Source organism: Curtobacterium sp. MCJR17_055 (genome assembly GCF_003224335.1).
Taxonomy (GTDB): Bacteria; Actinomycetota; Actinomycetes; order Actinomycetales; family Microbacteriaceae; genus Curtobacterium.
Genome location: NZ_QKLF01000004.1, coordinates 380,326 through 403,068, shown reverse-complemented (window position 1 = coordinate 403,068; position 22,743 = coordinate 380,326). Strand labels below are relative to the sequence as shown.

Here is a 22,743-nt window from a genome sequence, read left to right as displayed (position 1 = left end):
CGGAACGGGCAGGGCGCGGCGCACAGCCGCGGAGCGGTCGGTCGCGGCGGACGCTGTGCACCGCCCCGGAGCGGTCAGTCGCGGGCCGCTGACCGCCGGTGGCCGGTGGCCGGGCGCCGGGCGCGGCCGCGGACCGGATCAGCCCGCGACGATCGCCGCGGCGCCGCGGTCGAACTCGTCGAGGTCCCCGCGCTCCCCCGCCCGGTACGCCCGACCGCCGAGCACCCACTGGTACGCCAGGACCAGGGCGAGCGCGACCGTCCCGATGCCGATCTTCACCGGCCACGGCCACTCCTGCCGGGTCACGGTGCCCTCGACGACGCCGGACAGCAGCAGCGTGAGCACGAGCCCGATCGCGACCGTGATGAGCGCCCGCCCGTCCTCGGCGAGGGCCTGCGCGCGGGTCCGGGCACCGGGGGCGATCCACGACCAGGCGATCATGAGGCCGGCACCGCCCGCGAGGAAGATCGAGTACAGCTCGAGCTGCCCGTGCGGCGCGATGTAGAGGAAGAAGTCGCCGAGCCGCCCCTGCGAGTGCATGATCGACGCCGAGACACCGAGGCTGACCGCGTTCTGCATGATCGCGTACGGCACGAACAGTCCGGTGATCCCGAACGCGACCATGCTGGCCGCGATGTACGCGTTGTTCGTCCACACCTGCGCGGTGAAGGCACCGAGGCCGTGGTCCGAGTAGTAGTCGACGAAGTCCTGCGTCGCGTACTGCCGGAGCGCGGCGTCCGTGCCGAAGGTGGCGACGGCGCCGGGTGTGGAGGCGATCCAGACGGCCGTGATGCCCGCGACGAGGACGGTGGCGACCGCGACCCAGATGGTCACCCAGCGGATGCGGTACAGCGCTGCGGGCAGCTGCAGTGCGAAGAACCTGGTCAGCACGGTCAGCGGGTCGGCCGGTGTCCCGGTGAACCGGAGCCGGGCACGGTGCAGGGTCAGGGACAGCCGGTCCCCCGTGGCGGACCGGGGCGCGGCGGCCCGGATCCGCGCGAGGTCGGTCGCGGCGGCCTGGTACCCGGCGACCAGGCGGTCGACGTCGGCACCGGAGGACGGGCGGCGCCGGGCGAGCCGGTCGAGCTCCGTCCACCGCTCGCGGTGCACGTCCGCGTACGCGTCCAGGTCCATCCGTCTCCCCCTCGGTCCTCCGCCGCCGACGGCCGTCACGGCGTCGGCCGGGACGTCGCCTCCACCATCACCGTGTCGAGCCCGTCCTGCCGCTCGTGGCACGCTTCCGCCAGAATGATCCCATGCCGAAGCGCAGCACGCCCCGCGACCTGGCGGACGGACGCTTCGTCCGCGCGCTCGACGACACCAACGACGCACTCGTCGTCGGCGAGGCGGTGGCGCTCGACGTCGTCCCGGCGGGCATCGTGCTCCGTCTCGCGGCGGCGCTCCTCGACGCGCTCTCCCTCGGCGCGCTCCTCGTGATGTTGCTCATCGGCCTGTCGCGCGTCTGGCCGACAGGTATCGACGACGCCTGGGCGGCCGCGTCGCAGATCGCCGTCGTCGTGACCGTGTTCGTGCTCGTCCCCGCGGCCGTCGAGACGGCGACCCGGGGCAAGAGCGTCGGGCGGTACGCGCTCGGGACGCGGGTGGTCCGGCTCGACGGCGGCGCGGTGTCCTTCCGCCACGCCTTCACCCGGTCGCTGGTCGGTCTGCTCGAGCTCTGGGGCACCGTCGGGTCGCTCGCGCTCGTGGTCGCCCTGTTCGGCTCCCGACCGCGCCGCCTCGGCGACCTGCTCGCCGGCACCGTGGTCCAGCACGAACGACTCCCGCGCTCCGCTGCCCCGTCGGTGTCCCTGCCGCCGTCACTGGCCGGCTGGGCCCGCGTGGCCGACGTCCGAGCGCTGCCCCAGCGGCTCGAGAACCGGCTCGGGGCGTTCTTCCGCGGGGCCGCGTCCGTACAGCCGGCGCACCGGGACGCCGCAGCCCGCGCCCTCGCGGCCGAGGTCGCCGAGTACGCGCACCCGGTCCCGCCGGTGCCGCCGGAGGAGTTCCTGGCCGGTGTCGTGGCGCTCCGACGACAGCGCGACGCCCGGGCGTTCAGCTCCCGGCTGCGCGCGCTCGACACGGCCACCGGTGTGGCGGGCGCCCGCCCGCCCGGCTTCCCGCGCTGAGCCACGCGGACGCGAGCCGGCGCCGGCGTCAGTACCGGTAGTGCTCGGGCTTGTACGGGCCCTCGACGGCGACACCGATGTAGGACGCCTGCTCCGGACGGAGTTCGGTGAGCCGCACGCCGAGCGCGTCGAGGTGCAGCCGCGCCACCTTCTCGTCCAGGTGCTTCGGCAGCACGTAGACCCCGGTCGGGTAGGCGTCGAGGCGGGTGTGCAGCTCGATCTGCGCGAGCACCTGGTTCGTGAACGAGTTGCTCATCACGAAGGACGGGTGCCCGGTCGCGTTGCCGAGGTTCATGAGGCGGCCTTCACTGAGCACGAGGATCGAGCGGCCGTTCGGCAGGCGCCACTCGTGCACCTGCGGCTTGATCTCGACCTTCTCCACTCCCGGCAGGGTCTCGAGCCCGGTCATGTCGATCTCGTTGTCGAAGTGCCCGACGTTCGCCACGATCGCGAGGTGCTTCAGCGCCAGCATGTCCTCGACCCCGACGACGCCGAGGTTGCCCGTGCAGGTGACGACGATGTCGACCTCGCCGGCGACGTCCTGCAACCGGGCGACCTGGTAGCCGTCCATCGCGGCCTGCAGTGCGCAGATCGGGTCGACCTCGCTGACGATGACGCGCGCGCCCTGCCCACGGAGGGCCTCGGCAGCGCCCTTGCCGACGTCGCCGTAGCCGACCACGAAGGCGACCTTGCCGCCGATGAGGACGTCGGTGGCCCGGTTCAGCCCGTCGGGCAGCGAGTGGCGGATGCCGTACTTGTTGTCGAACTTCGACTTCGTCACGGAGTCGTTCACGTTGATCGCCGGGAACTTCAGCTCGCCGTTCCGGGCCAGCTCGTACAGCCGGTGCACGCCCGTCGTGGTCTCCTCCGTGACGCCCTGCACCTCGGCCGCGATGCGGGTCCAGCGGTCCGGGGACTCCTCGAGCGAGGCGGCGACCGTTGCCAACACGATCTTCCACTCGGCGCTGGCGTCCGCACCGGCCTCGGGCACCCGGCCCGCTGCCTCGGCGTCGGCACCGGTGTGCACGAGCATGGTCGCGTCACCGCCGTCGTCGAGGATGAGGTTCGGCCCGGTCCAGTCGGCCCCGGCCGCCGCGGCCTCGGCGCTCCAGTCGAAGACCTGGGTGGTGCACCACCAGTACTCCTCGAGGGTCTCGCCCTTCCACGCGAACACGGGGACGCCGGCCGGGGCATCGGGCGTCCCGGTCGGGCCGACGGCGACGGCCGCGGCCGCTTCGTCCTGCGTGGAGAAGATGTTGCAGCTGGCCCAGCGGACCTGGGCGCCGAGCGCGACGAGGGTCTCGATGAGGACGGCCGTCTGCACGGTCATGTGCAGCGAGCCGGCGATGCGCGCGCCTGCGAGGGGCTGTGAGGCGCCGAACTCCTCGCGCAGGGCCATCAGGCCGGGCATCTCGTTCTCGGCGAGGCGGATCTGGTGGCGTCCGGCCTCGGCGAGCGTGAGGTCGGCGACGCGGAACGGGACGGCGGCGCGGGTTTCGATCGGCATGGGGACCAGTCTCCCACGGTCTCCGGACCCGGGTCAGGACGGGGTGCGGTCCGGGGTCCTCGGCGGCGGGTCGCGGCGGACGACCTGCCATCCCCGCGGCACCCGGAGCGTCGCGGCGTGCCGGGCGCAGAGGTCGTAGCCGTGCGGTTCGACGCGCGTGGACAGCGGTCCGACGACCACCATGGAGTCGGCGTAGTCGTACGTCAGGGTCGCCGAGGCGCCCGCGCCACAGGCGACCTTGCTGCAGATCCGTACGTCCATACCGTCTGCGACCCTACCGGCAGCCGCCGTGGGGGCCGCCGCGTACGATGGGCGGATGCGTCGCAAGCCCCCTCCCGTCCCGCGGGTCGACCGTGCTCGCGGGCGTTCCCGGCACGGCCGGGGGTACCGCTCGAGCGTCACCGGTCCCGAACTCGCACCCGTGACGACCCGCGCCGAGGTCTTCGACCGCGTCGTCGGCGACACCGCGCACTACCTGGTCGGCCTCTGGCCGGAGGAGCTCGCCGGGGTCGTGTTCCAGGTCGCGGACATGCCGCACGACGCGACGCTCCCCGACGCTCTGCCGCGGTGGCGGATCGACCGGGACGGCCGCCGCGTCACGGTGTTCCGGATCCCGGTGGAGCGCGTGACGCACAGCCCGGAGAAGGACGACGTGGACCGGCGCATCGTCGTCGAGACCGCGGTGTTCCGCGCCGTGGCCGAGCTCATCGACAAGGACCCGTGGGACCTGGCACCGGACCGCTACCGGCACTGGTGACCCGGGCCTCCCGGCCGGCACCGCGCGCCGGCGACGACCGCCGGCCGATCCGGCGGACGCACCAGCGGCAGACCCGCCAGCGGCAGACCCGCTAGGGGTAGACCCGCAGCGGGCTGGACACCTCGGTGGACGGCCGGACCGGGAACCCGGCGATGCCGTCGTCGCCCTGGTACGTGACGCCGGCGACCAGTCCCGCCGCGCCGGTGATCCGCAGCTGCTGCGTGCTCGGCACGCTGACCGTCGCGGTCGACCCGGAGGCGACCTCGACCTCCTGGGAGTCCTCACCGGACGCGATCGTGACGGTCGCGTCCTCCCGCGTGGGGTTGACGAGGTTGAGCCTGGCACCGGAACCGGGGGCGACGGCGGTGACCGTCGACGCGCCGAGCGGTTCCGCCGAGGCGAACCAGCCGAGGTCCGTCCGGCCGTCCTCGGTCGGCGTGGTCGTGCGCGCCGCGGCGACGATCGGCACCGTCGAGGTGATCGTGAACGAGTACCGGCCGTCCGGGAAGTCGTCGAGCGGCACGTCGGTGACGATGCCGGGCTCCGCGGTGGCGTCCACGGTGGTGCCACCGCCGTCCGCCGTCGTGATGCCGAGCGTCACCCTCGCCGCCCGGTCCCCCGGCACGTAGAGCCGGAGCGCGGGTGCCGCGTCCGCGGTGTCCTCGCCACGCTGCGCCCCCTCGGCGTCGTCGAGCACGACACCCGGGATGACCTGCGTGCGCGCGGGAGCGGCTCCGCCCGAGACGATGTCGAACCCACCGGGGGTGAGCGTCCGGACGACGGTCTCCTGCATGTGCGCGACGATCTGGCCCCCGGTCGAGGTGACGTGGACCACCGTCGCGCCCTGGTCGGTGACGAAGCCGGAGAGCGGGACGACCTTCTGGGAGTTCGGGGCGACGACGATGCCGGTCGTGCCGGGCGCGCTGACGGTGCCCTCGGCGTCGGCGATCGCCAGGTCCACGGTCGCGTTGACGTCGGTGGGGTTGGCGAGCGTGACGAGGCTCGTCCGGCCGGTCTCCGTCGAGCCGCCGACCAACCAGGTCGACTGCGACGGGTCGTCGCACGACGCCGCCCCCATGCCGACCAGGTCGCCGTCCGAGACGCTCTGGACGCTGCTGCCGGCGACCTGCGGCGCGGTGTCCCCGGCGGGCGCGGTGAGCAGGGTCGGGTCGCTGCTGCCGGTGCTCGACCCCTCGAGCTGCGTGCGCTCGACGGTCCCACCCGTGGTGGCGCTCGCGATCTCCGGGGAACCGACCGCGCTCGCCCGGGTGGCGTCGTTGCCGGCGTCGTCGGAGAGCCGCAGCGCGCTCCCCGCGCAGACCCGTTCCGCCGCGGCGGGGACGGGCGTGACGGTCCGACCCGCCGGGTGCCCGGGCGTCTCGCTGGTGCCGATGGTGTGCGCGGCGGCGATCGTGCCGGCCGCGACGACGACGGCGACGGCGGTCGCGGTGCCGCGGAGCGCCCAGCGGCGCGCGGTGCTCGTGCTCATTCGTCGCGCTCCTCGTCGAAGGTGGTGGCGGGTTCGTCGGCCTCGATCACGTTCGAGGTGGCACGGCGTCGACGCGGCGCGGTCGGGACGGCGAGCAGTGCGGCGGCACCGAACACGATCCCGATCACCACGAGGTACAGCACGTGCGTGGCCTTCGCGGCGGCGGACCCGGTGCTCGTGCGGTCGACGTCGCCCTCGTAGTGGAAGAGCGCGCCGTTCGTCGTCTCGCCGATGCTCGTGAAGAGCGCGTTCTGGCCGATCGCCCCGGCCGCGCGGTCGTGGACCGCCCGGGCCTCGGGGTCGTCCGGCGCGTCGTCGAGCAGCACGAAGCTGACGCCGAGTTCCCGGAGCGCCGGCTCGGGGTCGTAGCCACTGCGGCTCGCGAGGTTCCCGGCCAGCGTGGCCAACCGCGAACCGGACCGGCTGAGCGACAGCGCGGTCGCGTCGAGCGTGGACTGGTCGTCCAGGGTCGAGCCCTGGCCGCGCTCGAGGGAGACCGCGAGGGACCCGTCGGTCTGGGGCTGCACGACGAGGGTGCCGACGTCCGGGTTGGCCTGCGCCTCGGCGTTGACGTACGCGCTCAACACCCGTCCTGAGGTCGGCTGGATCGCCGCGCGGTCGAGGTAGAAGGCCCCGAACGCAGGCGCGACGGCGACGGCCGCGAAGACGCTCGCGACGAGACCGACGACCGGGGCCGCACGTGGCACGGTGTCGATGCCGATGCAGGCGGCGATCACGAGGGCGAGGGCCATGACGGACAGGGCGCTGCCCGGCCAGACGATCGTCGTCGTGGACCCGACACCGGTGACGGCGAGGTGGGTCGCGCCGAACGCGGTCGCGTACCCGAGGAGTGCGGCGACGAGCGCGGTGCCCGCGAGGGTCCAGCGGTGCCCGAGCACGGCGCCGAGGGCGCTGGCGGCGACCGGGAGTGCCAGGACCGCCATCGCGACGGGCAGCACCGCGCTGCCGAGGCCGAGGGGCGCGGTGGCGGACAGCCAGCCGTTCCAGTCCGGCAGCGGCTGCCCGATGGCGAGCTGGAGTGCGCTCGGCGCGGGTGTGGCCGTCGGTACGCCCGGGTCGGCGAACACGGCGAGCGGGTTCCCCCTGCCCACCTGCGCGAGGACCAGCGGCAGGAACAGCACGGCTGCCGGGACCGGCACGAAGACGCGTCGGTGCGCGTGCCGGAAGCCGACCACCAGGGCGACCAGCCACCCGACGAGCAGCACCGGCAGGAGCGACGGGGCGCACGCGGCGACGACCGCGAAGAGCAGCGCGGCGCCCGACGCGGACGCCCACGAGCGGTGCGCCTCGACGAGCGTCAGGAACAGCCAGGGCAGCAGCACGTGTGCGATCACGGCGCCGAGGTGACCCGAGGTGACCGCGCCGACGAGCGCGGGGGCGAGCGTGTAGAGCACGGCGCCGATGACCGGGACCCAGGTCCGCGTCGTCACCTTGCGCACGGCCGCCCAGGCGCCGAACGCGGCGAGCGGGAACGAGAGCAGCATCACGACGACGACCGAGGTGGACGGCGACCAGAACGTGATCGACCCGAGGACGGCGAGCACCGCGGCGAACGGGTCCGACGGTCCGGTGGAGCCGGTGCCGAGCGAGTGCCAGCCGTACCCGACGTTCCGCCAGAGGTCACCGACGTCGGTGCTCAGCGGCAGGAGTCCCCCGCCCGTGAGCGCCGGCGAGCCGAGCAGGGGGAACAGCGTCACGACGCTCAGCACGACCGCGGCGAGCACCACCCAGACGCCGCCGTCCCCGAGGAAGGACGCGCGGGCGACCGGTGCGTCCTCCGCCCGCGCGAGCTCGACGTCACGCGATGTGGTGCGGTGTTCGTGCACCCTCCGCCAGCTCACGCGGAGCGGCTCGATCGCCGCCCACCCGGTCTTCCGGTTCGCGGCCAGCGTCCGACGGGCACGTCGGACGCCACCGCCGAAGGCGACCGCGAGCGCGGCCGCCAGTTCACCGGCGACCGCCGCGGGGTGCTTGGCGACGAGGTGTCCGACCGCGCGGCCGACGGCGAAGGGCAGGAGCGTGAGCCAGTGCAGCCAGAGGACGCCGACGGGCGCGTAGGTGAGGCGCCGGTGCAGCTGTGCCTGCCGGTGCATCCGCACGCGGCGACGCTCGGAGACCTTGGCGCGGCCGAACTCCTCGATCGGCCCGGCGCTGGTGGCGCGGGCCTCGGGCACGACGGCGACGCGGTGCCCCGCCAGGCGCGCGCGGACGGAGAAGTCGAGGGCGGCGTCGACGTCCGGCAGCGCCGGGTCGAACCCGCCGAGGCTGTTCCAGACGGACCGCCGGACGAGCATGCCGCCGGCCGAGACGCCGAGCACGTCGGTCTGGCGGTCGTGCTGCCCCTGGTCGAGTTCGTCCTGCACCAGGGTGACGGAGCGCCCGAGCCGGGTCATGCTCTCGCCGAAGGCGGCGATGCGCGCCGGGTCGTCGACGTGGACGAGCTTCGGCCCGGCGATCGCGACCGACGGGGCGATCTCGACGGCCGCCAGGAGTGCCGCGAGCGTCCCGGGCGTCGGGGTGTTGTCGTGTCCGACGAGCCAGAGCCACTCGTCGACGCCGTCCTCGGCCTCGGCGCGGGGCGCCACCCGCTCGCCATGCCGCACGGCTTCGCCGAACGGCCGGCCGGCCGGGATCCGGGAGAGCTGGGCGCTGCCGCCGAACGAGAGTTCCGAGGTGGACCCGTCGGTGGACCCGACGTCGACGACGACGAGCGCCTCGGGCGGACGGGTCTGCGCAGCGAGGGCGTTCAGCGTGCGGTCGAGGTGGTCAGCCGCATCGGCGGCGACGAGGATCGCTGTGACGCGGCGTGAGGAGGCACTGGGCTGCATGACGGCGCCACTCTACGGGCCGGGAGGCTCGGTTCCGGTGGGCGGCGGCGGCGCGTTGCGAAGGTGGCCGGACCGGCGCCGGCCGGCGGCGACTCAGGCGCGCTTGCGCAGCTTCCGCCGTTCACGTTCGGAGAGGCCGCCCCAGATCCCGAACCGCTCGTCGTTCTCGAGCGCGTACTCGAGGCACTGCGCCCGGACCTCGCACGAGGTGCAGATCTTCTTGGCCTCGCGGGTGGAGCCGCCCTTCTCGGGGAAGAACGCCTCGGGGTCGGTCTGCGCGCAGAGCGAGTCGACCTGCCAGGAGAGCGGGTTCTCATCGTCGGTCTCGGTCGTCCGACGGACTCCCGGCACACCGAGCGCCACCGGGTCGACGTGCCAGTCGTCCGGCACTCCGGCTTCGAAGTCGGATGCACTCACCCTGATCACCCCTTGACGTCTCGGTTGCGGCCCTGACGACGATGCCGTCGGTGTAATTACAGCGGTGTGATTCCCCGGAGTCAAGTCGCGGATCATAGGAGCCCCTCCGCGTTCCGCCGTCGCATGTCCCCCATTCGGGCGTGTCGCGCCGTGTCCAGACCCGATCCGGGGGACACGGAACGACCCCCGCGGCCAGGACGACCACGGGGGCCGACGGCGCGGCGACCGGTCAGGCGGCGTGCCGCCGGGCCTCCCAGGCGCTCGTCACCATGTCGTCGAGCGAGTGCCGCATCGCCCACTCGAGGTCCCGCGCGGCGGCCTCGCCGGTCGCGACGATGCGGGCCGGGTCGCCGGCGCGCCGCGGGGCGACCTCGGGCCGGAAGTCGATGCCGGTCCCCCGCGCCATCGCGTCCATGATCTGCCGGACACTGACGCCGTCACCGCTGCCCAGGTTGTAGGCGCGCTGCAGCGGTGCACCGGTCTCGAGCTTCCGGGCCGCGACCGCGTGCGAGTGCGCGAGGTCCGCGACGTGGACGTAGTCGCGCACGCAGGTGCCGTCCGGCGTCGCGTAGTCGTCACCGTTGATGCGCGGCGTCCGACCGGCGAGCAGGGCGTCGAAGACGAGCGGGAACAGGTTGTGCGGGCTCGCGTCGTACAGGTCCGGCTGCCCGGAGCCGACGACGTTGAAGTAGCGCAGCGAGGTCGTGGTGAAGCCGCGTGCGACCTCCATGTCCCGCAGCAACCACTCGCCGATGAGCTTCGACTCGCCGTAGGGCGACTCCGGGGCCTTCGGGGTCTCCTCCACGACGACGTCGACGTCCGGCGTGCCGTAGACCGCCGCGCTCGAGGAGAACACGACCTTGTCGACGCCGACCTCGGCCATGGCCCGGAGGAGCGTCGCCATGCCGGTGACGTTCTGCTCGTACGTGTGCAGGGGCCGCTCGACCGAGACCCCGGCGTACTTGAACCCGGCGACGTGCACGACACCGGTCACCGCGTGGTCCCGCATCGTCCGCTCGAGGAGCGTGCCGTCGAGGACGGTGCCCTGGACGAACGGGACGTCCTCCGGCACGAACGCGCGGAACCCGCTCGAGAGGTCGTCGAACGCGACCGTGTCGATGCCCGCCGCACCGAGCGCGCGGACGACGTGGGACCCGATGTACCCGGCACCGCCGGTGACCAACCAACTCATGCCGCCACGCTAGCGGAACGGGCGCCGGCGGCCCGGTGGCCGCCCGTCAGTCGCTGGTCAGGCGCCGATCAGGCGCCGGTGGCGATGAACACCGTCGCGGTGGTCCCGCTGCCGGCGTCGGCCTCGACCGTCACGTCGCCCTCGTCCGGCGTGATGTAGCAGGACTCGCCCCGGCGGAGCAGGGTCGCCGAGTGCGCACCGACCAGGGTCACGACCCCCTCGGTGCAGATCGCGATCGACGGCCCGTCCAGGGGCGCGGTGCCACCGGCACCGACCGGTCGCCCGTCGTTCGTCACGCGCACCAGTGCGAAGCCGACGCCCTCCGGCGCGAACCGGTCCACCGCGGGCGCGAGGTGCTCCGGCTCGAGGAGCGGTGCCGGGTGTGGGGTGAAGTCGAGCACGCGCAGGAGCTCCGGCACGTCGACGTGCTTCGGCGTCAGGCCCCCGCGGAGGACGTTGTCGGACGGCGCCATCAGTTCGATGCCGAGCCCGTCCAGGTAGGCGTGGATGTTGCCGGCGGGCAGGTACATCGCCTCGCCGCGGGCGAGCGTCACCCGGTGCATGAGGAGCGACACCACCACGCCCGGGTCCTCCGGGTAGGCACGGGCGAGGTCGGCGGCGGTCGCGGTGTTCGGCGTCACCCGACCGTCCGCGCCTGCGGCGGCGACCGCCTCCGTCGCGAGGTGCCCGACCGCGCCGATGACCGCGCGGGCCGAGTCGTCGGTCTCCTCGAGCCAGCGGACGGTGTCCTCGAGCCCGTGCTGCAGGTGCACGACGAGCGGACCGAGCCGACCGGAACCGGCGTCGAGCACCTCGACCTCGGCGAGCGCGTCGGCGACGGGTCGGAAGCCGCTCAGCGCCTCGAAGCGCTCGCTCAGGGCGACGACGAGCTCGGGCTTCGGGAACGGGTCCTTGTAGTTGCGCGCCGGGTCGTCGAGCGGGACCCCGGCGGCTTCCTCGCGGTCGAAGCCCTCCCGGGCCTGCTCCGGGGTCGGGTGCGCCTGCAGGGACAGCGGGGCCGCGGCGGCGAGGACCTTGAGGAGGAACGGCAGCCCGGACCGGTCCGTGCCGAGGGCGGTCTCGGGCTCGGCGGTGATCCAGTCGAGCACCGTGTCCGCGCCGCCGACCATCGCGGGGTTGACCACCACGCTGGGGCTGCCGGCGTGGGCACCGAGCCAGAGTTCGGCCTGCGGGACGCCGGTGACGGTCCGTCCGAGCAGTTCGGGGATCGCGGAGACGGAGCCCCAGGCGTAGTCGCGCGGGGTGTTCGTGATGCCGAGGAACATGGTCCGAGCGTATCCGGCCGACCCGACGGTCACCGCCCTGCGACGCGGGACGCCGCAGTTCTTCCGTAGACTCTCCCGGATGTCCGAGACGAGCAGTACGCGAGCCCGCCCGACGGACGGCACCCGCTGGGACGTCCAGGCGCTTCGTGCCTTCGCGGTCCTGGCGGTCGTCGTCTACCACCTGTGGCCGCACCGGCTGCCCGGCGGCTTCGTCGGCGTGGACGTCTTCTTCGTGGTCTCCGGTTACCTGATCACCGGTCACCTGCTCCGCGAGCTGCTCGCCTCCGGACGCATCGCACTCGCCCGGTTCTGGTCCCGCCGTGCGCTCCGCCTGCTGCCGGCGGCGTTCCTCGCGATCGCGGCCACCGGGGTCACCGTGCTCCTCGTCGTGCCGTCGGTGCTCTGGGGGCAGTACGGTCGGCAGTTGATCGCGTCGACGATCTACCTGCAGAACTGGCAGCTCGCGTCCGACGCCGTCGACTACCTGGCCGGCGACGACGACCCGTCGCCGTTCCAGCACTTCTGGTCGCTCTCGGTCGAGGAGCAGTTCTACATCGCGCTGCCGCTCGTCCTGATCGGCACCGTCGCGCTCGTCCGGATCCTCGCCCGCCGCGCGGTGTCGCCCGCGGTCGTGGTCCGCGTCGTCCTCCTGGTCGTCGTGGCGGCCTCGCTGGCGTGGAGCGTCGTGCAGACGCAGACCTCGCCCGGGGTCGCCTACTTCTCGACCGCCACCCGCGCGTGGGAGTTCGCCCTCGGTGGCCTCGCCGCGACGCTGCCGGTCCCGACCACCGGTCGCCGACGCGTCGCCCTGCTCCGGGCGACGGGGACGTGGGCGGGCGTCGCGTTCCTGGTGGCGTCACTCGCGGTGCTCGACGGCGGGACGCCGTTCCCGGGGTCGGCCGCGCTCCTGCCGGTCCTCGGGGCGACGCTCGTCGTGCTGCTCGGCGGGGGGACGGCGCTCGAGTCGATCGGGCGGTGGGCCCCGGTCGCGCACCTCGGGCGTACCTCCTACGCGATCTACCTCTGGCACTGGCCGGCGATCGTCCTGGCACCGTTCGTCCTCGGGCGGGACCTCGACCTGACGGGCCGCGTCGTCGTGCTGGTCGGGTCGGTCGTCGTCGGGACGCTGTCCACACTGCTGGTCGAGGAGCCGTTCCGCTTCGCGTCCCGCGTCCGCCGCTGGCGTCCTCGTCGCGTCGCGGTGACGGCGATCTGCGCCACGGTCGCGGTGGTGGCGCTCGGCGCGGGCACGCTCGGGACGCTCCAGGTGCAGCAGACGCAGGCGCAGGAGGCCGCCCGGCGGCTCGAGCGCGGCGACGTCCGGTGCTTCGGCGCCGCGGCGGAGATCGGGTCCGCGGACCCGTGCGTGAACCCGGACCTGCGCTCGGTGCGTGTCCCGGCCCCCGCGAACGCCAAGCGCGACGACGCGAACCGCGACGCCTGCTGGTCCGACGGGGCGGGCCAGTTCGCCCGCTGCACGCTCGGTCCGGAGATCGGCTGGACGAAGCGCTTCATCGCGCTCGGGGACTCGCACAACAACGCCCTGATCGACGTGTACCAGCGCATCGCCGAGGCCAACGGCTGGCGGATCGACGTCGCCGGTCACCCGAGCTGCTACTTCACGGCGGCGGACCAGTCCGCTCCCAGCGCCGGGCTGCTCGCGAGCTGCACCACGTGGAAGCAGCGTGCGATGGCGTACATCGAGGAGAACCACGAGGACCTCACCGCGGTGCTCGTGACGCACTCGGCGACCTCCCGCCCGGTGCTGGCCGCCGGGGACGTCTCGGCCGAGGACGCCACCGTCGACGGGCTCGTGACCGCGTGGCGGACCGCGACCGACGCGGGCGTGCCGGTCATCGCCATCCGCGACAACCCGGTCCCGGCGAAGGGCGTCGTCACCTGCGTCGCCCGGATGACGGGGCCGACCACCACCGCGTGCGACCAGACCCGTTCAGCGGGCACGGCGCCCTTCGACGGCCAGGAGCAGGCGGCCAAGCGGATCGGTCGGCTGGCGCAGGTCGTGGACCTGACCGACCTGTACTGCACGGACACGACGTGCCCGGCCGTCATCGGCGGGGTGCTCGTGTACCGCGACAAGACGCACATCACGAACACGTTCGCGAAGACCCTGCGGCCCTTCCTCGAGCGCGGCATCGAGCGGGCCCTGCAGCGCGCCGAGTGAGCCGGATCGGGGGTGTGCGGGCCCGTAGACTCTCGGCGATGTCCGCGACCGCCCCCTCCGACACCGACACCGTCCCCGGCACGCGCTGGGACATCCAGGGGCTGCGCGCGTTCGCCGTCCTCGCCGTGGTCCTCTACCACCTGTGGCCGAACCGCCTGCCGGGGGGCTTCGTCGGCGTCGACGTCTTCTTCGTCATCTCCGGGTACCTCATCACCGGGCACCTGCTCCGCGAACAGATCCGCTCCGGCCGTGTCGAGCTCGGCTCGTTCTGGGCACGGCGCGCTCGTCGGCTCCTGCCCGGTGCGTTCCTGACGATCGTCGTCACCGGTGTGGTGGTCCTGCTGGTCGTCCCGAGTTCGCTGTGGGGGCAGTACGGGCGCGAGCTCATCGCGTCGACGGTCTACCTGCAGAACTGGCAGCTCGCCTCCGACGCCGTCGACTACCTCGCCAGCGACAACCAGCCCTCGCCCTTCCAACACTTCTGGTCGCTGTCGGTCGAGGAGCAGTTCTACATCGCGCTGCCGCTCCTGTTGCTCGTCGCCGGCTGGGTCCTGCGTCGGACCCGCGGCGCGAGCCCCGTCCGCACGGCGCGCCTCCTGCTCGGTGTCGTCGCGGTCGCCTCGCTGGTCTGGTGCGTCGTCGAGACGCGGACCGGACCCGGCATCGCCTACTTCTCCACGGCCACCCGTGCGTGGGAGTTCGCACTCGGCGGGCTCGTCGCGACCGTCCCGCTCGCACTCGCGGACACACCGCGGGTCCGCCTCGTCCGGACGGGAGGCGCGTGGCTGGGCGTCGCGGGACTCGTCGCGTCCGTCGTCGTGATCACACCGGCGACGCCGTTCCCGGGCACGGCCGCACTGCTGCCGGTCCTGTCGGCCGCGCTCGTCGTCACCGCCGGGGGTCGCAGCGGCCTCGAGGTGCTCGGTCGGCTGGCGCCCGTCGCGTTCACCGGCCGGATCTCGTACGCCGTCTACCTGTGGCACTGGCCCGCCGTCGTCGTCCTGCCGATGGTGCTCGGACACCCGCTCGGCACGCGGAGCAAGCTCCTGGTGCTCGTCGGTTCGTTCGTCCTCGCCGCCGTGACGACGCTCGCCGTCGAGGAGCCGCTGCGGTCCTCGGCCCGGGTCCGACGGCTGCGGCCCCGCCGCGTGGCCCTGTTCGGGCTCGTCGCCACCGTCGCCGTCGTCGCCCTCGGCGCGGGGACCCTCACCGCGCTCCAGGTCCAGCAGCAGCAGGCCGCGGCGTTCGCGGAGCGGCTCGAGCGCGGCGACGTGCCCTGCTTCGGCGCCGCCGCCCGGATCGGCTCGTCGGACCCCTGCGTCGACCCGCGGCTCGCCGACGTCCGTGTCCCGGCGCCCGCTGCGGTCGCGCGCGACGACGCGAACAGCGGTGCGTGCTGGTCGAACCGCACCGCGGACTTCAACGTCTGCCCGCTCGGGCCGGAGACGGGGTACCGCCGACACCTCCTCGCGGTGGGCGACTCGCACAACAACGCGCTGATGACCGCGTACCGTGCGATCGCGGAACGCGAGCACTGGCGGATCGACGTCGCCGGGCACATCGGGTGCTACCTGACGACCGCCGTGCAGGAGGCCCCGACGCAGGGCTACACGGACAGCTGCCAGGGCTGGAAGCGCGCCGCGACCGCGTGGATCGCCGGGCACGCCGACGAACTCGACGCGGTGGTCGTCACCCACGCGACGACCAAGAGCCCGGTCGTGGTCCCCACCGGCAGCACGAACGACGAGACGGTCGTGCAGGGGCTCGTCGACGCGTGGCGGACCGCCACGGACCGCGGGGTCCCGGTGATCGCGATCCGGGACAACCCGATCGCCCGGGACGACGTCGTGGCCTGCCTCGCGCAGATGCAGGGACCCACGACCGGGGACTGCGACATGCCACGGGAACAGGCCCTCGCCGCCTTCGACGGGAACGAGGAGGCCGTCCGGGTGCTCGGCGACTCTGCGCGGTACGTGGACATGACCGATCGGTACTGCACCGCCACGGTCTGCCCGGCCGTGATCGGCGGGGTGCTGACGCACCGTGACCCGACACACCTCACGGCGACGTTCGCCACGACGCTCGCGCCGGCACTCGGCGACCGACTGCGCGCTGCGCTGGACTCGCTGGCACCGTGACCCCGCGCGCTAGCCTGTCCCCCGTGACGAACACCTGGCCACTCGCCCGCGGCAGCGTCTCCGAGCGCGAGGCGTTCGCCCTGGCGACCACCGTCCTGCTGACACTGTCCGCCGGCGACGCCGTCCCGAACACGATCACCTGGTACGGGGCGGCACTCGTCTGGGCCGCCGAGGGGGCGTGGGGTGTGAGCGTGGTCGTCCGTGCTCGCCCGCCGTTCGTCCGGGTGCCGCCCGCTCTTTGGCTCTTCCTGGCCTGGTGCCTCGTGACGGTGCTCTGGTCGCACTGGCGCTGGGCGACGCTCGCGAGTCTCGTCGCCCAGGTGGTGTGCGCGCTCGTCGCGTTCGCCATCGCCTCCACCCTGACGTGGCGCCGGATCCTGGACGCGACGAGCCTGGCGTTCCGGTGGGTACTCGGACTGTCGCTCCTCTTCGAGGCCGTCGTCGCCGTCGTGGTCCGGCACCCGATCGCACCGATCTGGACCGACTACGGCGACCGCGACGTCCCGGACGCGTTCTACTCCTCCCGCGCGGAGTTGCTCACCGGCGGACGGATCCAGGGGCTGCCCGGGAACGCGAACCTGCTCGCGATGGTGGCGCTCGTCGCCGCGATCGCCGTGGCGGTGCAGCTCACCGAGGGTCGGATGCGCCGCAACCGCGCGATCGGCTGGCTCGTCGTCGCCGTGCTCGTGCTCGCGCTCACCCGGTCCTCCACGGTCATCGTCGCCGCCGTCGTGGTCGTCGCCGTGCTCGCTGCCGCCCTCTGGATGCGCCGCGTCCCGGACGGTCGCCGCGCTCCCCGGTACGCGGGACTCGTCGGCGTCGCGGTCGTCGTGGGCGGTGCCGTCCTGCTCGCGCGCGGCCCACTCACGGAGCTGCTCGGGCGGTCGTCCGACCTGACCGGGCGCGGGACGATCTGGCAGGCGGTCTGGGGGCTCGTCGAGCAGCACCCGGTCGTCGGCTGGGGCTGGATCGGCTACTGGTGGCCGGACATCCCGCTGCTCGCGCAGCTCGCGCCGCGGAACGGCGTCACCTACCTGCAGGCACACGACGCGGCCCTCGACGTCTGGATGCAGACCGGCCTGGTCGGGCTGGTGCTGTTCGCCGCCTACGTGCTGACCACCCTGAGCCGGTCCTGGTCGAGCGCGACGCGCGCCGGGTTCGGGCCCGACCTGGCCCCGCGGCCGTTCGACCCGGTGACGCTCTTCCCGTTGCTCGTCGTCGTCGCCCTGCTGGTCCAGTCCGTCGCCGAGTCGCGGCTCCTCTACCAGGGCAACTGGGTGCTGTTCGCCCTCCTCGCGATCAAGGCGCGCACCGTGCTGGTGACCGAGGAGCCGGTGTCCGTGGGCGACGGCGTCCGCACCCCGTCCGCCCGACGCGAGTTCCGGTGGGCCGCACGCCGCTGACCCGGGGACCGTGCCGCCGACCCGGGGACCGTGCGCTGAGCAGCGGACGGACCGGTCGACGGGGGCCGGTCCCGTCGCTGGTACCCGCGATCGCGGCGGACCGGGCCGTCACCGCGGACCGGGCCGTCACCGCGGACGGAGCTGGTCAGCCGCGCCGCAGCGCCCGGACCGGAGTCGCCTCAGCGGTCCCGGAGGACGAGCGCGCAGGGCACGTGGGCATCCCAGGGCAACGCCCGGACACGCAGCACCGCGTCCGGGTCCGCCCGGCACCGGGCCTCGGCGTCCGCGAACTGGGGCTGCCACGCCGGGCCGACGCTCCGTTGCGCGACGCCCGGGAGGTTCGCGACCCACGACGTGACGACGAGCGCGACCACGCACCACCCGGTGGCGGCGAGGACGACGCGCGCCGCGCCTCCCGTCCGTCCCGACACCCGTGACCGGAGGACGTGGCCGTCGACGAGCACCGAGGCGGCCACGACCAGCGCAGCGGTGAGGAGCAGGCCCGCCGCGGCGGCGTAACGGGACGGCGTCGCGTCGACGAGGGACCCGGGTCCGGACCGTGACCAGTGGCCGTCGGCCGAGGCGTTGGCGACGAGTGCCGCGGTCCAGGTGGCGGCGGACCCGACGGCGAGGGCGGCGGCGAGCACCGCCGCCCGACGGCGGCGCGTGACGGCCGCGAGCACCACGGCGATGACGACGACGAGCGCGATCCCCACGGCGGGGAGTGCCACGACCGACCACCCCCGGTCCAGGACCGCGCGACCGACCGACGCGACGTCGGCTCGCCACAGTCCCCCGACGGTCTGCAGGAGCCATCCGCTGAGGACGTCCCGCGCCGTCGGGTCGCCCCGTTCGGACTCGCGCTCCGTGGTGAGCGCCGTCACGACCTGCGCGGCCCCCGTGACCACCGCGGCGACGGTGACCGGCAGCGCCAGGAGGCGGCCGGACGTGCCGCGCCGCCCCGGGGTACCGAGCTGGTCCGGAGAGCCGGGCCGACCCGGGGTCACGGGTCCTCCCGCGGCGGCAGGCGCGACCGACCCGGTCGGCGACGGCAGCCAGGAGAGCACGAGGAGCGGCAGGAAGAGGACCGCCTGCGCCTCGGTGCCGACGACCAGGACCGTGACCGCCGCCAGCGCGACCGCTCCCACCCAGGTCCGGACGCGGTACGCGAACAACCACGGTGCCAGGAACAGGCCGAAGGTGTGCAGGTTCGCGGCCGTGCCGGAGACCTCCCAGGGGGCGGCCGGCAGGAGCACGGGGACGGCGGCCAGCACGAGGCGCAGCGGCCAGGAGGGCACTGCGTCCCGCGCGAGGACGAACACACCCGCACACACGGCACCGACCAGACAACAGCAGATGGCGGACACGGCGAGCGCGTAGCGGTCGACGGGGAACAGGAGCGCGGCGTCCACGACCGACCGCGGTCCGAGGTGCAGGTACCCCGCGTAGGGCCGCAGGAGCGTGTCGACCGGACCGAACGCGATCCGTTCGCGGAGGAAGAGCCCGCCGTCCTCCGCCCAGGCGGTCCCCCGCGCCACGGCGCCGAGGCGTGTCCAAGCCGTCCAGGCGGCGAGCACGCCGACCAGCAGGACGGCCGACGCCGTCCAGGGGCCCGAGCGTGAGAGAGCCATCCCGCGTGACGGTAGCCGTTCATGGACGATCCGTCATATCGACGCTCCGCGATGACGGACGTCGGCCTCAGCCGGGTGCGACAAGATGGACGGATGACGGACGCCCGGACGACGCGACGCGTGCGCGCGCGCCGGTACCTGTCCGCGTGGATCGGGTTCTCCGCCGGCGGACGGTTCAGCCAGGCCCTCGCCACCGCGATCGTGCTCTTCGCGTTCGCCGAGCCGACGGTCCGCGTCCTGGTCGGTACGGCCGGCACCTGGGCTGTGCTCGTGACCCTGGTCGTGCTGGCCGGACTCAGCCTGCTCGGACAGCGCTACCGCATCGAGTGGCACGGGGTGCTGCCGCTGTCGCTCCTCGCCCTCGTCGGGTACTGCGGCCTGAGCGTCCTGTGGAGCGAGTACTCCTGGGTCGCACTCCGGGGCTTCACCGCGACGGTCGGGTTCGTCGGGCTCGGCCTCTACCTGGCGCTCGGACGCGACCTCGTCCAGGTCATCCGCGCATGCGGCGACGCGTTCCGCATCCTGCTCGTCGTCGCCCTCGGACTCGAGGTCCTGTCCGGGCTCGTGCTCGACGTGCCGATCCCCGCCTTCGGCATCCGTGGCGACATCGCCTACGGCGGCCCGATCCAGGGCATCGGCGGGACCCGGAACTTCATGGGCTTCATCGCCGCCGTGGCCCTCGTGACGTTCGTCGTCGAGTTCCTCACCCGGTCCGTCACGATGTGGCGCGCGATCGGATCGACCGCGACGGCGGTCATCACGCTCATGCTCGTGCAGTCACCGATCACCGGACTCGCGATGATCGCGCTGGCCGTGACGGCGCTCGCGCTCTGGTCCCTCCGACACGTCCGGGCCGGCACACGACCGGTGGTGAACACCGTCCTGGGCTCCGTCGTGGTCGCGATGGGCGTGTTCGTCGTGCTCGCGCGCGACCGCCTGCTCCCCGAGATCGGAGCCGCGGGCGGGACCTCGACGCGCCTCGAGCTCTGGCGGCAGATGCGGGTGTTCATCGACCAGTACCCGATCCAGGGCTGGGGCTGGGTCGGCACCTGGCCGGTCGAGCCGGTCGTCCCCTACGTCACGTTCGTGGACCCCGTCGGCGCCCGCTTCACCTCGGGCCTGGACGCCGTCGTGGACGCCTGGCTGCAGATCGGGCTCGCCGGCATGCTGCTGCTCGTCGGTGCCGCGCTGCTCGCCTTCGCACGCTCCTGGGTCACCGCGACGACGTTCCCGGGCGTCGCCTACGTCTGGCCGGCCGCCGTGCTCGTGCTGCTCGGGGTCACGAGCGCGGCCGAGAGCTACGTCCTGCACGGGGCCGGGCTGATGCTCTTCGTGACCGTGCTCGTCGTGTCCGCCCGACGACGGTCGTGGCGGCGGCGCCTGGCTCCGCTCTGAGCAGGGCCGTCCGCAGCCTCCCGGTGCCCGCTACGCCCGTCGCGTGGCCCCGGGCCGGAACCGGCGCTGCAGGCCCCACTGCGTCGTCCGGACCATCGCCTCGACGATGATGTCCTTGCTCATCTTGGACACGCCGTGGATGCGATCACGGAAGCGGATCGGCACCTCGACGATGCGGCCGCCGAGGTCGTGCGCGCGCAGCGTCATGTCGATCTGGAAGCAGTACCCCTTCGAGTCGATCGACCCGAGGTCCATGCGCGCGATCGCGTCCGCCCGGTAGACGCGGAAGCCCGCCGTGATGTCGTGCACGTCGAGACCGAGCATGAGCCGGGCGTACGTGTTCGCCCCGCGGCTGAGGAACTCGCGGCGCTTCGGCCAGTCGACCACCGACCCGCCACGCATCCACCGCGACCCGATCGCCAGGACGACGTCCTCGGACGGGTCGGCGTCCGCCACGGCGCTGATGAGTGCGGGGAGCCGGTCCGCGGGGTGCGAGCCGTCCGCGTCCATCTCGGTGAGCAGGTCGAAACCGTGTTCGAGGCCCCAGCGGAAGCCGGCGACGTACGCGGTGCCGAGGCCGAGCTTGCCGGTGCGGCGCAGCAGGTGCACCCGCTCGTCCGTCGCGGCCAGGGCCTCGACCAGGTCGCCGGTGCCGTCCGGACTGCCGTCGTCCACGACGAGCAGGTGCGCGGTCGGGACCGTCTCGAGGATGCGTCGCGCGATGTCGTCGATGTTCTCGGCCTCGTTGTACGTCGGGACGATCACGAGGGTCCGGAGGTCGGTGCTGTTGGTCATGTCTCTCTCAGGTTCTGCGGTCGTGCACCGGTCAGCGCGAGCCGTTCCGGTCGATCAAGGTGCAGGGCACGGTGGTCGCCCACTGCGGCCCCGGTGCGATCTCCACCGTCGCGTTCCCGGTGGGCTCCCGGGTACAGGCCGACTCGGACGAGTCCACCTGCTGGTCCCAGAACGGTCCGCCCTGGCGGTTCGCCTTGTCCATCTGGTAGTTGGTGACGAACGTCGTGACGATCGCGAGCGCCACGAGTGCCGCGGCGACCGCCGCGACCACACGTCCGCCCCGCGACCGGGCCGTCCGGGCACGCCGGAGCGCCACGTCGACGACGACGGCGAAGGCGGCGATGACGTAGATCGACGCGGCCGCGCTGTAGCGGAACGTCCACACGCCCAGCCACTTCTCGTCGTCGAAGTGGGCGAACGCGAGCATCTCGTTCGGGTTGAACCAGACGGCCCCGAACCAGACGACCGCGGAGCCCCAGAGCATGGACGCCAGCACCCAGCGCTGGCGGGCGACGCCGGACCACAGCCCGGCGAGGACGACCAGCAGCGCCACGGTGAAGGGCACGAGGACGATGCCGAGGCCGTGCTCCGCGATGAGGCGCCCGACGGTCGGCATGCTCCAGGTGACGGAGCCGGCGACCGGTTGGACCACGTACCCGAGCGCCATGTCGGCGACGGTGTCGTGCGGGACGCTCGCGGGTGCGCGGGGGTGCATGAGGGTGGTGACGACCTGCGCCGCCCCGCCGACCACGGTGCCGGCGATGACCGGCCACCGGTGTCGGTTCCGGATGCCGAGCAGGAACAGCGGGAAGAAGGCGACGACCTGGATCTCGGTGAGCCCGGCGAGCAACGTCGCGACGCCGAGCAGGATCCCCTTCGTCCACGACCGGACCGGGGTGAGGAGGGCGAACGGGACGAGGAACATCAGGAACCAGTGCAGGTTCGCGACGTTGGCCTGGATCTCCATGGGGCCGAGCGGCACGAGCGCCGGCACGAACGCGAGCAGGACCCGCGCCACCACCGAGTCGAGCACGCCGGCTGTGAGGACGTACACGGCGGCACCGACGGCTCCCGTCACGAGCACGCAGAGGACGGAGACCGTGACGGCGAACCGGTCGATCGGCGCGGCGTGCGAGGCCACCGCGACGAGCAACCGCGGCACGACGTGCAGGTACCCGGCGTAGTCGTGGAACAGCGCTCCGAGGACGCCCATGTCGAACTGTTCCTCGAGGAAGACCTTGCCGTCCTCGGCCCAGACCGTGTTGCGCACCTGCGCCGTCAGGCGGAACCAGCCCGCTACGCTCACGACCACCCAGAGCACGAGCGGCACGCCGATCGCGATCAGCCGGTGACGGAGCCCCGCGGGGTCGTCCGTTCCCCTGGCGGTGGCCACCCCTCGGGCGGTGTCCGCCGAGTCCCCTGTCGGCGGTCTTGTCTCGAGCACCGGATGATCCTCTCACAGCGTCGGCACGGGACCCGGAAGGACCTCCAGGGTGTCTCCCCGGCGGCCGGCGGGCGGGAGCCGGACCGCGGGACTGCACGAGGCCCCGGTCCACACCGGGACCGGGGCCTCGTC

At 73.6% G+C, this 22,743-nt stretch carries 17 protein-coding genes; 6 read left to right on the top strand and 11 right to left on the bottom strand.

The window, feature by feature from the left end:
• Positions 1 to 138 precede the first annotated feature (138 nt).
• Complete coding sequence (locus tag DEJ16_RS11655) at positions 139 to 1,134, bottom strand: stage II sporulation protein M (RefSeq protein ID WP_110824492.1); 996 nt, start codon at positions 1,132 to 1,134, stop codon at positions 139 to 141.
• Between the two features lie 122 nt (positions 1,135 to 1,256).
• On the opposite strand from DEJ16_RS11655, the gene DEJ16_RS11650 reads away from it, so the two are divergent.
• Positions 1,257 to 2,126, top strand: a complete 870-nt coding sequence (locus DEJ16_RS11650) for an RDD family protein (RefSeq protein WP_110824493.1) — start codon at positions 1,257 to 1,259, stop codon at positions 2,124 to 2,126.
• 28 nt (positions 2,127 to 2,154) lie between these two features.
• Here the strand turns inward: DEJ16_RS11650 and ahcY are convergent, their stop codons facing one another.
• Together ahcY and DEJ16_RS11640 are read right to left on the bottom strand one after the other, a co-directional pair.
• On the bottom strand, positions 2,155 to 3,633 hold the full coding sequence (gene ahcY, locus DEJ16_RS11645; protein ID WP_110824494.1) for an adenosylhomocysteinase: 1,479 nt from the start codon (positions 3,631 to 3,633) through the stop codon (positions 2,155 to 2,157).
• A 33-nt stretch (positions 3,634 to 3,666) separates the two neighbouring features.
• The gene (locus DEJ16_RS11640; protein ID WP_110824495.1) at positions 3,667 to 3,894 is read right to left on the bottom strand and encodes a DUF3499 family protein; all 228 of its coding nucleotides are present in this window, start codon (positions 3,892 to 3,894) and stop codon (positions 3,667 to 3,669) included.
• Positions 3,895 to 3,949: 55 nt separating this feature from the next.
• Between DEJ16_RS11640 and DEJ16_RS11635 the strand changes: the two genes are divergently transcribed.
• Positions 3,950 to 4,390: a metallopeptidase family protein gene (locus DEJ16_RS11635; RefSeq protein ID WP_110824496.1), complete on the top strand. Its 441-nt coding sequence runs from the start codon at positions 3,950 to 3,952 to the stop codon at positions 4,388 to 4,390.
• Positions 4,391 to 4,481: 91 nt separating this feature from the next.
• On the opposite strand, the gene DEJ16_RS11630 is transcribed toward DEJ16_RS11635, so the two are convergent.
• The 5 genes from DEJ16_RS11630 to manA form a co-directional block, all read right to left on the bottom strand.
• On the bottom strand, positions 4,482 to 5,879 hold the full coding sequence (locus DEJ16_RS11630) for a DUF5719 family protein (protein ID WP_110824497.1): 1,398 nt from the start codon (positions 5,877 to 5,879) through the stop codon (positions 4,482 to 4,484).
• On the bottom strand, positions 5,876 to 8,728 hold the full coding sequence (locus DEJ16_RS11625; protein WP_110824498.1) for a glycosyltransferase family 2 protein: 2,853 nt from the start codon (positions 8,726 to 8,728) through the stop codon (positions 5,876 to 5,878). The genes DEJ16_RS11630 and DEJ16_RS11625 overlap by 4 nt, the downstream gene beginning before the upstream one ends.
• A gap of 93 nt (positions 8,729 to 8,821) precedes the next feature.
• Positions 8,822 to 9,154, bottom strand: coding sequence for a WhiB family transcriptional regulator (locus DEJ16_RS11620; protein WP_375232109.1), 333 nt, complete (start codon positions 9,152 to 9,154; stop codon positions 8,822 to 8,824).
• 220 nt (positions 9,155 to 9,374) lie between these two features.
• Complete coding sequence (gene galE, locus DEJ16_RS11615) at positions 9,375 to 10,337, bottom strand: UDP-glucose 4-epimerase GalE (RefSeq protein ID WP_110824500.1); 963 nt, start codon at positions 10,335 to 10,337, stop codon at positions 9,375 to 9,377.
• Positions 10,338 to 10,405: 68 nt separating this feature from the next.
• Positions 10,406 to 11,623 carry a mannose-6-phosphate isomerase, class I gene (gene manA, locus DEJ16_RS11610; protein ID WP_110824821.1) on the bottom strand — a complete coding sequence of 406 codons (1,218 nt, stop codon included), beginning with the start codon at positions 11,621 to 11,623 and terminating at the stop codon, positions 10,406 to 10,408.
• Positions 11,624 to 11,702: 79 nt separating this feature from the next.
• Here manA and DEJ16_RS11605 point away from each other — a divergent pair, with 79 nt between their 5' ends.
• From DEJ16_RS11605 to DEJ16_RS11595, 3 genes are read left to right on the top strand one after another with little or no spacing between them, the layout of a single operon-like run.
• Positions 11,703 to 13,805 (top strand): acyltransferase family protein, encoded by a 2,103-nt coding sequence (locus DEJ16_RS11605; RefSeq protein WP_181419569.1) that lies wholly within the window; start codon positions 11,703 to 11,705, stop codon positions 13,803 to 13,805.
• A 38-nt stretch (positions 13,806 to 13,843) separates the two neighbouring features.
• A complete protein-coding gene (locus tag DEJ16_RS11600) occupies positions 13,844 to 15,943 on the top strand; it encodes an acyltransferase family protein (RefSeq protein ID WP_110824502.1) in 2,100 nt (699 codons plus the stop codon).
• A 23-nt stretch (positions 15,944 to 15,966) separates the two neighbouring features.
• Positions 15,967 to 17,346 (top strand): O-antigen ligase, encoded by a 1,380-nt coding sequence (locus DEJ16_RS11595; protein WP_110824503.1) that lies wholly within the window; start codon positions 15,967 to 15,969, stop codon positions 17,344 to 17,346.
• Between the two features lie 179 nt (positions 17,347 to 17,525).
• Here the strand turns inward: DEJ16_RS11595 and DEJ16_RS11590 are convergent, their stop codons facing one another.
• A complete protein-coding gene (locus DEJ16_RS11590; protein ID WP_110824504.1) occupies positions 17,526 to 18,977 on the bottom strand; it encodes a hypothetical protein in 1,452 nt (483 codons plus the stop codon).
• A 93-nt stretch (positions 18,978 to 19,070) separates the two neighbouring features.
• Between DEJ16_RS11590 and DEJ16_RS11585 the strand changes: the two genes are divergently transcribed.
• The gene (locus DEJ16_RS11585; RefSeq protein WP_110824505.1) at positions 19,071 to 20,372 is read left to right on the top strand and encodes a hypothetical protein; all 1,302 of its coding nucleotides are present in this window, start codon (positions 19,071 to 19,073) and stop codon (positions 20,370 to 20,372) included.
• A gap of 30 nt (positions 20,373 to 20,402) precedes the next feature.
• On the opposite strand, the gene DEJ16_RS11580 is transcribed toward DEJ16_RS11585, so the two are convergent.
• Entirely contained in the window at positions 20,403 to 21,167 is a 765-nt protein-coding gene (locus DEJ16_RS11580; protein ID WP_110824506.1) for a polyprenol monophosphomannose synthase, read from the bottom strand.
• Between the two features lie 31 nt (positions 21,168 to 21,198).
• Positions 21,199 to 22,611: a glycosyltransferase family 87 protein gene (locus tag DEJ16_RS11575; RefSeq protein WP_146232871.1), complete on the bottom strand. Its 1,413-nt coding sequence runs from the start codon at positions 22,609 to 22,611 to the stop codon at positions 21,199 to 21,201.
• Positions 22,612 to 22,743 lie beyond the last annotated feature (132 nt).

Coding starts and splice junctions, on each gene's coding strand:
- DEJ16_RS11655 (WP_110824492.1), bottom strand. CDS start 1,134: ATGGACCTGGACGCGTACGCGGACGTGCACCGCGAGCGGTGGACGGAG.
- DEJ16_RS11650 (WP_110824493.1), top strand. CDS start 1,257: ATGCCGAAGCGCAGCACGCCCCGCGACCTGGCGGACGGACGCTTCGTC.
- ahcY (WP_110824494.1), bottom strand. CDS start 3,633: ATGCCGATCGAAACCCGCGCCGCCGTCCCGTTCCGCGTCGCCGACCTC.
- DEJ16_RS11640 (WP_110824495.1), bottom strand. CDS start 3,894: ATGGACGTACGGATCTGCAGCAAGGTCGCCTGTGGCGCGGGCGCCTCG.
- DEJ16_RS11635 (WP_110824496.1), top strand. CDS start 3,950: ATGCGTCGCAAGCCCCCTCCCGTCCCGCGGGTCGACCGTGCTCGCGGG.
- DEJ16_RS11630 (WP_110824497.1), bottom strand. CDS start 5,879: ATGAGCACGAGCACCGCGCGCCGCTGGGCGCTCCGCGGCACCGCGACC.
- DEJ16_RS11625 (WP_110824498.1), bottom strand. CDS start 8,728: ATGCAGCCCAGTGCCTCCTCACGCCGCGTCACAGCGATCCTCGTCGCC.
- galE (WP_110824500.1), bottom strand. CDS start 10,337: ATGAGTTGGTTGGTCACCGGCGGTGCCGGGTACATCGGGTCCCACGTC.
- manA (WP_110824821.1), bottom strand. CDS start 11,623: ATGTTCCTCGGCATCACGAACACCCCGCGCGACTACGCCTGGGGCTCC.
- DEJ16_RS11605 (WP_181419569.1), top strand. CDS start 11,703: ATGTCCGAGACGAGCAGTACGCGAGCCCGCCCGACGGACGGCACCCGC.
- DEJ16_RS11600 (WP_110824502.1), top strand. CDS start 13,844: ATGTCCGCGACCGCCCCCTCCGACACCGACACCGTCCCCGGCACGCGC.
- DEJ16_RS11590 (WP_110824504.1), bottom strand. CDS start 18,977: ATGGCTCTCTCACGCTCGGGCCCCTGGACGGCGTCGGCCGTCCTGCTG.
- DEJ16_RS11585 (WP_110824505.1), top strand. CDS start 19,071: ATGACGGACGCCCGGACGACGCGACGCGTGCGCGCGCGCCGGTACCTG.
- DEJ16_RS11580 (WP_110824506.1), bottom strand. CDS start 21,167: ATGACCAACAGCACCGACCTCCGGACCCTCGTGATCGTCCCGACGTAC.